The 13884-nt window shown below is 62.8% G+C and carries 12 protein-coding genes; 2 read left to right on the forward strand and 10 right to left on the reverse strand.

Annotated features, from left to right (window positions below; genetic code table 11):
• Nucleotides 1–130 precede the first annotated feature (130 nt).
• The 7 genes from IEW17_RS12320 to IEW17_RS12350 all read right to left on the reverse strand — a co-directional run bounded on the left by IEW17_RS12320 (nt 131) and on the right by IEW17_RS12350 (nt 7997).
• Nucleotides 131–1351, reverse strand: a complete 1221-nt coding sequence (locus tag IEW17_RS12320; RefSeq protein WP_188562346.1) for an ATP-grasp domain-containing protein — start codon at nt 1349–1351, stop codon at nt 131–133.
• A gap of 46 nt (nt 1352–1397) precedes the next feature.
• Entirely contained in the window at nt 1398–2768 is a 1371-nt protein-coding gene (locus IEW17_RS12325) for an NAD(P)H-dependent oxidoreductase (protein WP_188562347.1), read from the reverse strand.
• A gap of 160 nt (nt 2769–2928) precedes the next feature.
• Entirely contained in the window at nt 2929–3537 is a 609-nt protein-coding gene (rfbC, locus tag IEW17_RS12330) for a dTDP-4-dehydrorhamnose 3,5-epimerase (protein WP_188562348.1), read from the reverse strand.
• A 54-nt stretch (nt 3538–3591) separates the two neighbouring features.
• Complete coding sequence (locus IEW17_RS12335; protein ID WP_188562349.1) at nt 3592–4716, reverse strand: NAD-dependent epimerase/dehydratase family protein; 1125 nt, start codon at nt 4714–4716, stop codon at nt 3592–3594.
• A 101-nt stretch (nt 4717–4817) separates the two neighbouring features.
• Complete coding sequence (rfbF, locus tag IEW17_RS12340) at nt 4818–5708, reverse strand: glucose-1-phosphate cytidylyltransferase (protein ID WP_188562350.1); 891 nt, start codon at nt 5706–5708, stop codon at nt 4818–4820.
• Between the two features lie 66 nt (nt 5709–5774).
• Nucleotides 5775–6545: a WecB/TagA/CpsF family glycosyltransferase gene (locus tag IEW17_RS12345; RefSeq protein WP_188562351.1), complete on the reverse strand. Its 771-nt coding sequence runs from the start codon at nt 6543–6545 to the stop codon at nt 5775–5777.
• A gap of 54 nt (nt 6546–6599) precedes the next feature.
• Nucleotides 6600–7997 carry an exopolysaccharide biosynthesis polyprenyl glycosylphosphotransferase gene (locus IEW17_RS12350; RefSeq protein ID WP_188562352.1) on the reverse strand — a complete coding sequence of 466 codons (1398 nt, stop codon included), beginning with the start codon at nt 7995–7997 and terminating at the stop codon, nt 6600–6602.
• A 575-nt stretch (nt 7998–8572) separates the two neighbouring features.
• Here IEW17_RS12350 and IEW17_RS12355 point away from each other — a divergent pair.
• Entirely contained in the window at nt 8573–9037 is a 465-nt protein-coding gene (locus IEW17_RS12355; RefSeq protein WP_188562353.1) for a BLUF domain-containing protein, read from the forward strand.
• Nucleotides 9038–9123: 86 nt separating this feature from the next.
• Here the strand turns inward: IEW17_RS12355 and IEW17_RS12360 are convergent, their stop codons facing one another.
• From IEW17_RS12360 to IEW17_RS12370, 3 genes are all read right to left on the reverse strand, one after another.
• The gene (locus IEW17_RS12360) at nt 9124–9621 is read right to left on the reverse strand and encodes a hypothetical protein (RefSeq protein WP_188562354.1); all 498 of its coding nucleotides are present in this window, start codon (nt 9619–9621) and stop codon (nt 9124–9126) included.
• A gap of 627 nt (nt 9622–10248) precedes the next feature.
• Nucleotides 10249–10806 (reverse strand): 2'-5' RNA ligase family protein, encoded by a 558-nt coding sequence (locus tag IEW17_RS12365; RefSeq protein WP_188562355.1) that lies wholly within the window; start codon nt 10804–10806, stop codon nt 10249–10251.
• 71 nt (nt 10807–10877) lie between these two features.
• Nucleotides 10878–11435 carry a DUF1572 family protein gene (locus IEW17_RS12370; RefSeq protein WP_188562356.1) on the reverse strand — a complete coding sequence of 186 codons (558 nt, stop codon included), beginning with the start codon at nt 11433–11435 and terminating at the stop codon, nt 10878–10880.
• Between the two features lie 169 nt (nt 11436–11604).
• Here IEW17_RS12370 and IEW17_RS12375 point away from each other — a divergent pair, with 169 nt between their 5' ends.
• Nucleotides 11605–13821: a hypothetical protein gene (locus IEW17_RS12375; RefSeq protein ID WP_188562357.1), complete on the forward strand. Its 2217-nt coding sequence runs from the start codon at nt 11605–11607 to the stop codon at nt 13819–13821.
• The last annotated feature ends 63 nt before the right edge of the window (nt 13822–13884 follow it).

A 13884-nucleotide genomic window follows, 5' to 3' on the forward strand; every position in this document is an offset into this window, starting at 1 on the left:
CACCGGCTCAAGCGAAGCGGTAGAGATGCTTCGACAAGCTCAGCATGACCGTTTCAGAATGATTTTAGCTAACTCAGACAGCTTCTAAGGCCTGAATAAATAATGGATAGCGAAGTGCCATCGGCCTGTTCTAGTCCTTGTCAGTAAAAAAGCGGTAGAGCTTGGTGAGCGGGTCGCTCAGGAAGGCGCGCACGCTGGTGTCGCGCAAGTCAAACCGGATATCGCCCGGCCGCCGCTCCCGCTGCCCGTACCGGAGCTTCCAGAAACTGGCAAACGGGATGTAGCGTCCCAGCGCGTACGGGGCCGGGGCCACGGGTCGCCCCGCTGCCACCAGGCAGGCCAGGGCCGGAAAATTCACCCGGGCCGCGAGCGCCGACCCCACCACCGTGAGCCAGAAGCGGGTATTGATTTCGATGACCTTAATCTGGTGGTCGCGGGTGTCGTAGCGCAGGTCGAGGTGGGCCACGCCGTTCCAGTGCAGCGCCCGCATCAGGCGGTCGACCACGGCCAGCACGGCGTCGTTGCGCACAAACTCGATGGCCTCCGTGGGCGCGTACTCGCCCGCCGTTGGCACCAGCCCCTTCTGAATAGAATGGGCCACCAGCCGCCCGTTGTGATAAAGCACGTTGCAGTCGATATCGTAGCCCGGTACGCAATTCTGCACGATGTAGCGGCTGCTAGCGGGCAGCGCGGCCACCGCCGCCAGCAGCGTTTCGGCCGAGGCGTATTTCACGATGCCGTGCCCCCCGGCCCCGTCAATGGGCTTCAGCAGTACCGGAAACCGGAACCGCGCAAGCTTGGCCGCCAGGTTGGTTTGAATATCCACGATGGTATCCGGGGCCGGAATGCGGTGGTACTGCATAAAAGCGGCCAGCAAGCCCTTGTCGGCGGCTATTTCGTAGTAGGCCGCCGTGGGCAGCGGCAGCACGCGCAGGGCCGTTTCCAGCGCCGGGCGCTGCGCGATGGCAAAGCGCATTCCGGGCACATCCACGGGCAGCAGCACCTCGGCCCCGGTAGCAAGCGCCACTTCCGCAGCATAGGCGGCCAGGCCAGCGTCGGGCAGGCCGGCGGGGGCCGCGTGGGTAGCGCGCACATAGCTCGAAAACCGGTACGGGCTGCGGGCATCACGGGTGAGCAGGTGCACCCGCAGGCCGGGCTGCCGACTCAGGCAAAACAGCACAGCCCCGGTCAGGCGGTACTCTCCTTCCAGCACCAGCACCGTGAAGCGGCCCGCCCGGGAGCGGGGAGCGGGCTCGGCTACGCGCGGGGCCGTGGGGGCCAGGGGCGGCGAGGCGGCCATTACCGGCTGGCGGCCCACAAACTTCAGCAACTGAGGCGAACTGGGATTCATGGCTTTGGGCTTTACAGAAAAATGCGCGAAAATAAACCGGGTGCTCCTACGCCGCTGTCACCGGCTCGCACCGCGTGGCTGCCGCGGCGGGCCGCCCATCGCGGGACACGGCAATGGACCCGCCGTCGAAATAAGCTTCCTGCTCGCGGCGCAGCTGGTCGATGAGGCGGCCCGCGGGCAGAGCCACGTCGTGGTAGGTTAGCGCCTGGTCTTTGGGAACGTCGTGCAGCAGGCGGCAGCCCTCGGCCACGCCAAGGGGCAGCAGGTTTTCGGCGCGGGCCACGGCGTAGTTTTCGGCCAGCCCGTAGGTCATGTAGTGGCCAATACCGTCGAGCATATCGCCGGCCCGCAACGGAATTTTGGCGGCCGTAATGACTTCCACTTTCGGCGCGCCGGCCGGGGCCAGGCACGCATCGCCAAAGAGCACAGCCCGCGCCACCGAGTTGGGCGTTTCGAAATGACAAAGGTGGTAGGGCGTGTAAAAGCAGTAGAGCGGGCCCGAGCCCAGCTTGTAGAGCTTGAGGTAATGCTGCTGCGCGGGGTCGTCGTGGGTGCCCAGAATGAACACGCCGGGGCCGGGCTCGGCCCCCACCACGTAGTCCACCAGGCCGGGGCCGCCGTTCAGCAGCCGCTCGTGCGGGTACCACTCGGCCGCCTGGCTGATGGGCGTGCCGGGAGCCACCGTAGGCCCCAGCATGCCGCGCCGGGCCACTTCCATGCCCAGGGCATTGGCAGTTACGGCCTGCTCGAAGCTGATTTTGCTGCCGTCGGCGAAGCTCGTCACCATGCTCGGGTTCTGGCCCCACTGCCGGGCAAAGCCTTCCTGGGTGGTGGGGTTGCGGTAGGGGTCGTGCAGGCCCTTGATGTTGCCGCACAGCACGGGCTTCACGCCCAGGCCCTTCACGAAGCGGGCCAGGTTGAGGGTCACGCCGGGCTGGTCGCCGTCGCTCACGGTGTACACCACGCCCGCGCTGTCGGCGTACACCTTCAGGATGGCCCCGGCCGTGCCGTCGAGCTCGGCATTGAGCAGCACCACGTGCTTGCCGTGCCGAATGGCCTCCAGCACCACCCGCGCCCCGTGCTCCACAGCCCCGGTCACCTCAATAATGGCGTCGATGCCTTCGGCCCGGCTCAGCAGCAGGGCATCGTCGGTGATGGCCGGCCGGCCGCGCCGAATGCAGTCCTCCAGCTCCAGCACCGTGCCCACGGGTTGCACCAGGGGCTCGCCGGCTTCGGCATAGGCGCGGCGGGCCTGGGCCAGCGTGCGGTTGGCAATGGCCACCAGGGTCATGCCAGGCACGTAGCGGCAGATTTGCAGGGCCACGCCCCGGCCCATAAAGCCCGCGCCCACCATGCCCACCCGAATGGGCTGGCCGGCCTGCTGGCGCTTTCTCAGGGCAGTGTCGACGAGTATCATTATTGTAGTGGTTAGTGGTCAAGGGTAAGTGATTAGGAACTGGTGATTAGGGGCCAGTGACTGGGAACTGGGTCTTATGATTCAATCCGTAGCACTTGATTGTCCTACAGTCACCGACACATCACTAACCCCTAATCACTGACCCCTAATCACTAAAGACCTACCAGCTCCGGCCGTGGTCCGGCTCCCAGTCCATCATCAGCCCGCTCACCAGCCGAGCCTCATTAGGGACGGCGGCCAGCGCGCGGAAGTCGGGGTGGTGCTGGTCTTTGTCCGATATCAGCGTGGGCGCGAAGGGCCAGCGGATACCGATGGCTGGGTCGTTCCAGCGCAGGCCACGCTCGGCCCCGGGCGCGTACTTGGCCGATACCTGGTAGCACACGTCGGTGTGGTCGGCCAGCGTGAGGAAGCCATGCGCAAACCGCCCCGGCACGAACAGCATGCGGTAGCTTTCGGCCGTGAGCTCCACGCCCAGCCATTGTCCAAACGTGGGCGACTCGGCCCGCAGGTCCACAATCACATCCAGAATGGCCCCGCGCGTGCAACGCACCAGCTTGGTTTCTTCGTGAGGCGGCAGCTGGTAGTGCATGCCGCGCAGCGTGCCGCGGCGCGGGTTGAAGGAGATGTTGGCTTGGAGCGGCGGCACCACAATGCCGTGGTCGGCAAACTCGTCTTCGCACCAGGAACGGGCAAAAAAGCCTCGTTCGTCGGCCAGCCGTTCCACGTCGATGACGTAGGCCCCCGCAAGGGCAGTTTCGGTGAATTTCATAACGATGGGGCCCGGTGAGGGGCGGCTTGAGTGAAATGACAGGGCGAGTGAGTATTACACCTGCACGCCCACCAGCTCGGGGCGGGGGCGCGGCACGGGCGGTGGCGGCACGGCCAGCGGCTGGCCCGTGGTCCAGGTCAGGTCTTCGGTGAGCTCGTCCTGCTCACGCAGGGCGGCAATCACGCGCAGGCGCATCAGGCGCGAAGCCCGGAAATTGGGGTCGCGGAAGCCCATATCCAGCAGCTTGTGGTGCAGCTCGCTAATAGTGCTGCTCAGGGTGTGGCGCGGCTGCACCTCGGGGGCCAGCCGCCGGAAAAGCGTGAAGTCGACTTTGTAGGAGCGCAGGTCGGGGGCGGCGTCGGGGTTCAGGCGAATGTGAGTGCCGGGCAGGGCCTCGGCCACGGCTTCGGCCAGTTCACGCACGCGGTAGTTCCAGTTATTAGAACCAGCATTCACGGCCAGAAAAGCCCCGCCGTGGCTCACGTCGCGGGTTACGGCCCAACCAATGGCCCGCGCCATATCCAGCACGTGGATGAGCGGCCGCCACGGCGTGCCGTCGCTCATGATGCTGATTTCGCCGGTGGCCACCGCACCGGCCACAAAATCGTTCAGCACCAGGTCGAGCCGCAGCCGGTCGCTCCAGCCGCAGGCCGTAGCAAAGCGCAGGCAGGTTACCCGAAATTTCTCGTCGGCCAGCGGGGCCAGGTCGCGCTCGCTGGCCACCTTGGAGCGGGCGTAGGCCGTGAGCGGGTTCAGGGCCGACTCCTCGGTTTTGGCATCGGAGCCGCCCAGGCCGTACATGCTGCACGAGCTGGCAAACACGAAGCTTTTCACGCCGTAAGCTTTGGCGCGCTTGGCCAGCGCAACGCTCGCCCGGTGGTTTATTTCCATCGTCACGTCCTCGTAGGCCGTGCCCATGGGGTCGTTGGAAATCGCGGCCAGGTGCACCACCGCGTCCACGCCGGCCAGCAGGCCCGAGGGCAGGCAGCGCACATCGCCGAATACCTGCCGCGAGAGCCGGGTTTCAGGCAGGCGCGAAGTGCCCGTCAGGCAGTGCGCGAAGTAGCCCAGGTCGTACCCAATCAGCTCCGCTTCGGGAAACGTCTGGCGCAGGTGCCGCACCACGCCGGGCCCCACGTAGCCCATGTTGCCGGTGATGAGAATTCGTGCAGGTTTCATACTCTTTGCAGTTAATGGGGGTAATTGGTCGGAATGCCATGCTTCATCTGGCGTCCGCTTGTCGAAGCATGATGTTCTACTTTTCGCGCGGATTAAAAAACTCAGTCGCGGGGCATCACGGCAGCGGGGCCGGTCCGGCGGCTCACCGGCGTGGCCAACGGTGCCGTCAGTATCTGGTCGAGTTCCGGCTTGGTCACGGAGCGGGCGGCATCGTGGGCCCACACGTTCCATTCGGCTTTGCCGGCCTGCCACAGCTCTTCCAGCATGTTGCGGTCGCGCAGCGTATCCATGGGCTGCCAGAAACCGGCGTGGCGGTAAGCGGCCAGGTGGCCGGCAGCGGCCAGGCGCTCGAGCGGGTCTTTTTCCCACACCGTCTGGTCGTCGTCAATATAGTCGAAGATGCCGGGCTCCAGCACGAAGAAGCCACCGTTTATCCAGGGCGTTTCGCCGCCCTCGGGCTTCTCCATGAAGTTGCTCACGCGGCTGTCCTCGCCGGCCAGGTTGAACACCCCAAACCGGCCCGGCTGCCGCACCGCCGTGAGGGTGGCCAGCGCACCCTGCTCCCGGTGGTACTGGATGCTGGCCTCAATGTCGATGTTGCTCACGCCGTCGCCGTAAGTCAGGCAGAAGGTTTCGTCATCCAGGTACTTCTGCACGCGGCGCAGGCGGCCGCCGGTCATGGTTTCCAGGCCGGTATCCACCAGCGTCACGGTCCAGGGCTCGGCGTTGTTGCGGTGCACCTGCATCTCGTTGCGGTCCATGCGAAACGTCACGTCGGAGCTCAGCAGGAAATAATCGGCGAAGTACTGCTTAATCAGATGCCCTTTGTAGCCGCAGCACACCACAAAGTCGGTGATGCCGTGGTGGGCGTATATTTTCATGATGTGCCACAGAATGGGCTTGCCCCCAATTTCCACCATCGGCTTGGGCCGCACGCCACTTTCCTCGCTGATGCGGGTGCCGTAGCCGCCCGCCAGAATCACTGCTTTCATGGTGTTGAGAAGTAGGTGGGAAGTATCAGATAACAAGGATTAGGCGTGAGGAAGCAGGCAAAGGCCCTAAGCCAGCGCGGGCAGCTGCCCAGCCAGGTTTTCAAGGCTGCGGCGAGCCATCAGGTACACAAAACGGGCGTTGGTGCTCAGGTAGCGGCGGCCCAGGCGGCGGGGCTCCTGCCACAGCCGGTAGGCCCATTCCAACCACAGCCGCCGGGCCCACACCGGCAGGCGCGGCTCCAGCCCGGCGTACACCGGAAAGGCCTGCCCCACCCCCAGCATGCACGCCCCAATGCGGCCCTGGTGGGCCGCCATCCAGGTTTCCTGGCGCGGGCAACCCAGCGCTACAAACAGCAAATCCGGGTCGGCAGCGTTGATGGCGGCTACCTCGGCCGCGTCCTCGGCGGCCGTGAGGGGCCGGAAGGGCGGCGCGTGCACGCCGGCAATGCGCAGCTCCGGCACCTCCCGCCGCGCCCGCGCCACCATCGCCCGCAAAACCTCGGGCGTGGTGCCGTAGAAGTACACCGACTGCTCCCGCTCGGCAGCCTCGCGCAACAGGGCCGGCAGCAAGTCCATACCCGCCACTCGTTCCTGCGCCGGGCCGCCACACCAGCGCACGGCGGCGGCTACCGGGCTGCCGTCGGGCACGGCCACGGCAGCGGCATTCAGTATCTGGCCAAACTCGGGGTTGCGCTCGGCTTCCACCAGCATGTGCACGTTGGTGAAGCACACGTAGGCCGAAACCCGCGCCGCGCCCAGCCGCAGAATGGCGTCCACGAAATCGGCGGGGCAACCCGTCGAAATATTAGCGTGCAGAACGGAGAACTTAGGAAGCATTAGTTGATGGGTTAGGAGCACGTCATGCAGCGCATTTAAGTCGATTCAGTTGTTTCAGTAGGCATTTTCCTCGCCGCGCACCATGTTGCGCACGGTCTTGCCGATGATTTGCAAGTCGAGCACGAACGACCAGTTTTCCACGTATTTCAGGTCGTACTCCACTCGCTTTTCCATGGCGTTGGGGGCCCGGGTTTCGCCCCGAAAACCGTTCACCTGGGCATAGCCCGTGATGCCCGGCGTCACGGCGTGGCGCAGCTGGTAGGTGCGGCTGCGCTTGGAGTACTCCTCCAGCTGCGATACCATGTTGGGCCGGGGCCCCACCACCGACATGTGCCCCAGCAGCACGTTGAAAAACTGCGGCAGCTCGTCGAGGTTGTATTTGCGCAGATGCCGGCCCACGCGGGTCACGCGCGGGTCGGCTTTGGTGGCCTGCAACTCACCTTGGCGGTGGTCGGTGCGCATGGTGCGCAGCTTGTAGCACGGAAACAGCTTGTTGCGCTTGCCCGGCCGCATTTGCCTGAAGAATACCGGCCCGGGCGAATCGAGCTTAATCATCAGGGCCAACACTGGCAGAATGAACGGAAACAGCCCCACTATCACCAGCAGCGAAAAGCCCAGGTCGAACAGCCGCTTCAGCGCTTGGTTGGTGCGGAAACCCAACGGCTCGTGCCGCACCGTGAGAATGGGCAGGTGGTCGTTGAAACGCACGCTCACGTCCTTCCCCACGGTACCCTGGTAGTCAGGCACGATGCGAAAAGACAGGAAATGGTCCTCCGCGTAGCACGACAGTTCCTCAATCAGGTCGTGGCGGTCGAGAGGCAGCGCGTAGTAGATTTCGTCTACCGGCGTGCTCTGGCAATAGGATATGAGGTCGGTTACGGCCCCACGCCGCAGCGCGCGCAACGAGGTAGGCAGCGGCGCGTCGGTGAAAAAGCCTTTAAACTCGCGGCTGGCCGAGTCGTCGGCCGTCAGGTAATGGTACAGGTCCTGTCCGCTCTGGCTGGCTCCCACTATCACAAAGCGGTTGTGCTGGCGCGAAAAGTGCTGCAGCCAGGCCCGGTAGCACAGCGTGACCCCGAACCGCCCCACCACCACACCCACCACCGAAAACGCGTAGATGGCCACCAAATAGCGCGTAGAGGCATCGGCCACCCGCAGCAGCAGCACCGTGCCCACCACCAATACCCCATGCACCAAAAAGGCCTTCAGCAGGTGGCGCAGCTTAGCGCCGTACGTAATGCGCCGGTCCAGCCGGTACACGTTGGCGTACTGCCAGGCCAGAATCCACCAGAGCAGCACAAACGTGAGAAAGAAGAACGAAACCTCTGTTTTTATTGCCCAGGAGTGCCATACCACAAAGCCCGCCAGATGGAACGCCACCCAGATAAGGCAGCTGTCTAACACAGTCAGGAAATTGCGGGTAGTGTTTGAGTAGCGTACGTAGCGTTCCATAAGTAAGCACGAATAATGCGCGGGATAGGGATTGACGTCAGCCCGGCACGAGTACTACCGAACGGGTTATTTGATGTAGGAAGTTAAACAATTATATACATTTTACAATAATTAATATAATCTTACTGCTCAGTTTAAATTTTTGACTATTAAAAACATTACACTTTAGTGACTAAGGACCAATTAATTGACAATATATTTACCATATATATTGTATTTAGAATATTTTTTCTTTTTCACATTCCCTCAGTTCGTACTGATGGCTCCCGGCCTGGTAGGCTCACAACCCAAAAGCTGGGCAATGCTACAATCACTCTTTATTGATGGCAGCCCCACCCTGGCCCTTCCCCTGCTGCCGCACCCGACAAAAGGCAATAGCGTACAAATTATGAATAAACTGTTACTCAAATTATTTTATTTATATTATTTATACTATATTTAATAATTCGCATACTCTTAGAGGCCTACTGCGACGGGATACCTTGTGTGAGGCGGGACCTGGTTCCCCACCAGATGCTTCCAACCCTGGTTATTACCAGTAAACCAACAGTATTTATATTAAGTAACTGTTAGTCATGCGCTTATTTCACCTCATCTATCAAAGCCAGGCCCTTACGGCATTCACGCAGCCGGAACTCGTCGAGCTGCTGCGAAAATCATGGACTTACAACCTCGACCACCACGTGACGGGCATGCTGCTGCACGCCCCCAACGGGCAGTTTCTGCAGGTGCTGGAGGGCGAGGAAGCCGCCGTGCACCAACTCTACCACAACCGCATTGCCCACGACCCACGCCACGAGCACCTGATAGTCCTCAGCGAGGGAACCAGCGCCACTCAGGCGTTTCCCGATTGGTGCATGAGCTTCCGGGCCAGCCCGGGCCTGCCCGCCCAGCCGGGCTACTACGCGCCTACGGCCCTGTACCTGCGGGTGAGCAACCTCACCCGCGCCACCCCCGAGCTCAAACGGCTGCTACTGGACTTTGCCATGGGCTACGACGACAGCGCCCTGTGCGAGAGCATGATTGGCAGCAAGCGCTAACCCAGGATTACGCTGAGAATCGGGCAAAAAAAAACCGCCCGGCCATGATGGCCGGGCGGAGTAGCATTGCCCAAGTTGCGCTGCAATTAGTGGGAGAAAACGGACGTGTGGGTGGAGGGTTTGCCGCTGCCAGTGTTCTCGGTATAGGTGAGGCGGAGGGTGGAAGCCGTCAGCTCGGTCACGGCCAAGTGGCGCGTTTGGTCGCCCTGGGTCACGATAAGCGAGTCAGCGGCGGCGTTCAGGCGCCATTTGCCGTTCACGGGCTCGGCGAAGGCGCTGCCGGCGCGGGTCCCGCGCATCAGCGAATAGGTACCATCGGCTTTGTAAGCGGCAACTTTCACCAGCATCGACGGCCTGGCATGGGCAAAAAGGTCGGAAGTGGCAATCACGGCGGAGCCTTCAGAAGCCGAGCTTACGGTGAGGCCGGTCTGGCGCCAGTCGCCGGTGGTCAGCAAATCAGGCTTGGCCTGTAGCGAAGCGGCGGCAGATTGAGGCGAGCTGTTTACTTGTTCCAACTCTTTTTCGCAGGAGGCCAGCGTGAGGGCGGCCAGGGCCACACCAATCATTAGGGGCATTTTTTTCATGCAATCAACTTGTGGGGTTTAGGAGCCAAAAAGCGACTCCCGAGTGAAACGTATAATTGGTTAAGGGCAAGCAGTACCTACAGCACCAGTCTGTTGACTGAATACTGCGGACCTAACTAAGGCCCAAATATTTTGGTTCAGCAATTCACGGAAAAAGACTATTATTAGAATTTTGTATTTATAAATTTATATCACCAGACTGACCAGAATAGTGGCCTTATTCAGTATTTACGAATAATAAATTGCACTATACTGGACTATTTCATAAATGCGCCAAACCCTTGTATTGGTTTTGTTTTAAATTAAAGCTTTGAATACACTGTAAAAGCGCATTATTTAGGAATATATGGGCAGCACAGAGCCACCCGCCCCCGACTGAGCAGCAAAAATTATTCGCCCCCGTTGCGCGGCCGTCCTGAAATTATCGAATTACACTCGTCGCGAACTGGAGTGCAAGGCTTGTGCTGCGACCCGTCGCGTCTTGGCGTTCGCGCTTCGTTCAACCGAAGGTCGGCGAAGCCAATGCCGGGACGCGACGGGTCGCGGCGCTGCACCTCCCGCCTGATTTTTCACAAACCGCTACGGGATGAGCATACCGCCCGCCAAAAACCGCCGCGGGCGGCCGGTTTACCCCACGGACTGCGCCACTTTGGCGCCCATGGCAAAAACCTCCTCCTTCACAAACAGCTCGCCTTCCTGCCGCAGGATGGTGATGTTGTCGATGGTCAGCCTCAGGTTGTAAGCCTCCTGGTTGAGGTAGCTCAGCACCGGTCCCAACAGGTCAGGAGTGGTATCGTGCAGGGCCAGCGAAATATGAGGCAGCCAGCAGTCGGGGCCGCTAAACTTGTCGGTGCGCAGGCACAGCGGGGCCGTGGCCGCCAGAATGCGCCGGTGCAGGGCGTTGAGGGCATCGGAGCGCAGCACGGGAATGTAGATGACCGGCTGCGCGCCCGGAAACACGCCCAGCCCCGTGGTGAAGGCGGGAAATGGCTGGGTAGCGTCCGCTACATCGGCCAGTACCTTCTTCAGCGAGCCTAGTTTTCGGACGCCGGCCAGCTGGTAGGTCAGGTGCGGGTCGAGGGTAGCCTGCACGTCGTCGAGGCCAAATTTTGCTTCGAGCTGCTTAATGATTTCGTTAATATGCAGCACGTGGGGCGGGCTGAGGAGAGAAGTGATGGCGAGCATGGCCTCAGGTACGGGATTAGGACGCGGGACGACGGGAGAACCTTCTGATTCCCGCAATTCATATTGTGTGTTCACGAGCGGGCAGCCATTTGGTGGTTGAATTCCTGGCTCTGGCCCCGCGGGATGCTCAGGCTTTGGAAGGCCTCGCCCCGGATAATTTTGGCCAGCTGCACCAGCTGCCCGGCGTGGGCGGCGTAGTGCGCCACCTGCCGCTGCACGGCGGCTAGCACGGTGTGGGCCTCGCCCCGGATGGTGACGGTGCGCAGCAAATCACTGGGCTGCAGCGCATCCAGCAGGTCGAATAAGATGCGCCAAGCGGCTTCCCAGTCCCGGTGCAGGGCGGACACGGCCGCCGGCGTGGTGGGCTCCTCGAATTCCTGGTCGCGCTGGCGGGTGGGCTTCTCGCCGTCGGAGGTCAGAAAATCGGTGAACCGGGAGCGCAGGTTGCCCACCAGGTGCTGCACAATAACGGCGGCGCTGTTGCTGCCCGGCGCGGGCTGGTGCAGCCACTCGGCCGCCGAGAGCTGAGCCAGGGCGCGGTCGGCCAGGCTTTTATACAGCTGAAAGTTGTGGCGGAAGGCTGCCAGCAGGGCCGCGCCAACAGCGTCGGTAGAAGTCGGATTCAGCATGGGCCAAAAGTAGCAAATTCAGCCCAACCGAGCCAGCCTACTACCGGGTCCGCTTCGGCTTTGTTCTGCGCTTAGTGGTCGGCCCAATTCCGGCTTCCGTCGGATTAACCGGCTGCTGCCCAACCTTGGCCCGACTTTCTACCGTTACGCCAATCAGTCCCTTTGCACCGTGCCCGAAACCAATACCGCCGCCAGTTCTTCCGCCGCCGCTTCGCCCGCGCCCCAAACGCCCGCGCCGCGCTTCCGGCGCTGGGGCCGCTGGCTGCTGGGCGGGCTGCTGCTGGCCGGGGTAATAACTCTATCAATCAGTATTCTGCTCGACCCTTGGCTACAGCGGCAGCTAGAGCAGCAAGTAGCCCGGCGCACCCACGGGCAGTACCGCCTGCACGTGGGCGCGCTGCGCACCAGCCTGTGGCAGCAGGCCGTTCGCCTGAGGGCGGTGCGCCTGCGCCCGGCGGCCACCGTGGCCGATACGCTGCCCCGCATTCGCCTCGACGTGGCGCGGCTGAACGTGACGGGCATTGGCCTACTGGCGCTGCTGCGCAAAGGCGTGGTGCCCCTCGACAGCGTGGTGCTGGATTCGGCCAGGCTTACGGTACTGGCGTTGGCCAAACGCCCCACCAGAACGATAGGCCAGCCGCTGCACGAGCAGTTACCCTTCAAAATCAGGGGCTTGGGAGTTGGCTTTTTCGGCCTGTTGCATGCCCAGGCCCACTACTTGCCCGCGGCCCAGCCCACCGCGCAGGTGCGGCGCGCCGACCTGGTTGCCCACGATGTGCTCATCAACGCTGCCGGCGCAGCCGATACCCAACGCCTGGGCTACGCCGCGAGCTGGAATCTGCTGGTGCGCCACGCGCAAGGCGTGGTGGCGGGCCACCGCCTGACCCTGGCCGGGCTAACGGTTTCGACGGCGGACCAGCGCCTGCAGCTTGATTCCGGGCGCGTGCTGCCCGTGGGCCCCGCCCAGCCCGGCCAGGCCCGGGTCGACCTGAACCTACCGCGCCTGCGCCTCACCGGGCTGCGGGCAGCAGCGCTGCACCAGCAGCGGGCGCTTCGGGCAGATTCGCTGCTGATTGAAGGCCCACGGCTCACGGCTAGCCTGCCCGCTGCTGGTTCGGCGGGCAGCTCCAAACTAATAAACCATTATTTGCGCAGCCTGGACCTCGCACACTTCGCCGTGCACAACGGGTATGTGCGCGTGAAGGGTGCGGCGGCGGCTCCCGTGATTCATGACATGAACGTCGCGGCCACGGCGCTCCACCTCGACTCGGCGGGCGCGCCGGATGCGCGCCGGATTTTCTTTGCCAAGGCCTGGAAAGTGGCGCTGGGCGCGAGTCAGGCCACCGTGGCCGCCCATGCCGTTGCGCTGAAAAGCCTGCGGCTATCGACCACGGCCGGCACGTTTACTGTACGGGCGGTGCGCATTCGGCCGCCCGCGCCGGGCCAGGGGCAACCCGGCGGCGTGCGCGTCGACTTGGTGCTGCCCGGCCTGGCCCTGACCGGCTGGGATGCGGCGGCTCTGGGGCAGCAACACCTCCAAGCCGCTTCGCTGGTGCTGGACCGGCCCAATCTGAAGTTTACGCCGCCCGCCCAGCCCCCGCCGCCCGTCTGGAAGCTGGTATCAAAATTTCTGCGCCGCACCGACCTGGCCCAGTTGCGCGTCAACCACGCCGAGTTTGAGATTAGCGGCCTGCGTCACTTGCCCCAGGTGCGCGACCTGAACCTGACCGGCCGGGCCATTCGCATCGACTCGCTGGCGGCCCTTACGCCCGGCCGCATTGCCTACGCCCGCGCTTGGCAGGCCCGCTCCGGTCGCATCACCGCGCCCTTCGACCCGCCCTACTACCGCGCCAGCAGCCAGCGGGCGCGCCTCGATACCGACGCCCAAACCTTCCGCTTTGAGGAACTGGCTCTTACCCCAAAGTATTCGCCCGTGGCCATGAATCAGCACAAGGGCTACCAAGCACCCGCCGTCACCATTAAGCTGCCGGTGCTGGCTTTGAACGGGGTTGATTTTGCCGCCCTGGTGCGGCGGGCCGATGTGCGGGCGGCGCGGGTGCTGGTGCTGAATCCGGTAGTAAACATCAAGTCCGACGGGCGCGGGCCCATCAACCCGAACCTGTCCAAAATCTCGCCCGAGGAAATGCTAAAACTCACCAATATCGTGAACATCCGGCGGCTCGACCTGCGCAACGGCAACCTGTATTCCTCGTACCGCAGTCCCCTCACGCCCATTCCCGGCAAGCTGAGCATCAACCGCTTCAATGGCAGCTTCTACAACCTGAGCAACGACCGCCGCCGCCAAACGCCCGCCTCGCCCCTCACCGGCCAGGCTAGCACCTACCTCCAAAACCGAACCCGACTCGATGTGCAGGTATCGATGTAGGGCTTCCGCACCAAATATCAGGCATTTCGCAGCAGTTGCCGGAGATACTCATTATCATACGCG

This window comes from Hymenobacter frigidus, assembly GCF_014640435.1.
GTDB lineage: Bacteria > Bacteroidota > Bacteroidia > Cytophagales > Hymenobacteraceae > Hymenobacter > Hymenobacter frigidus.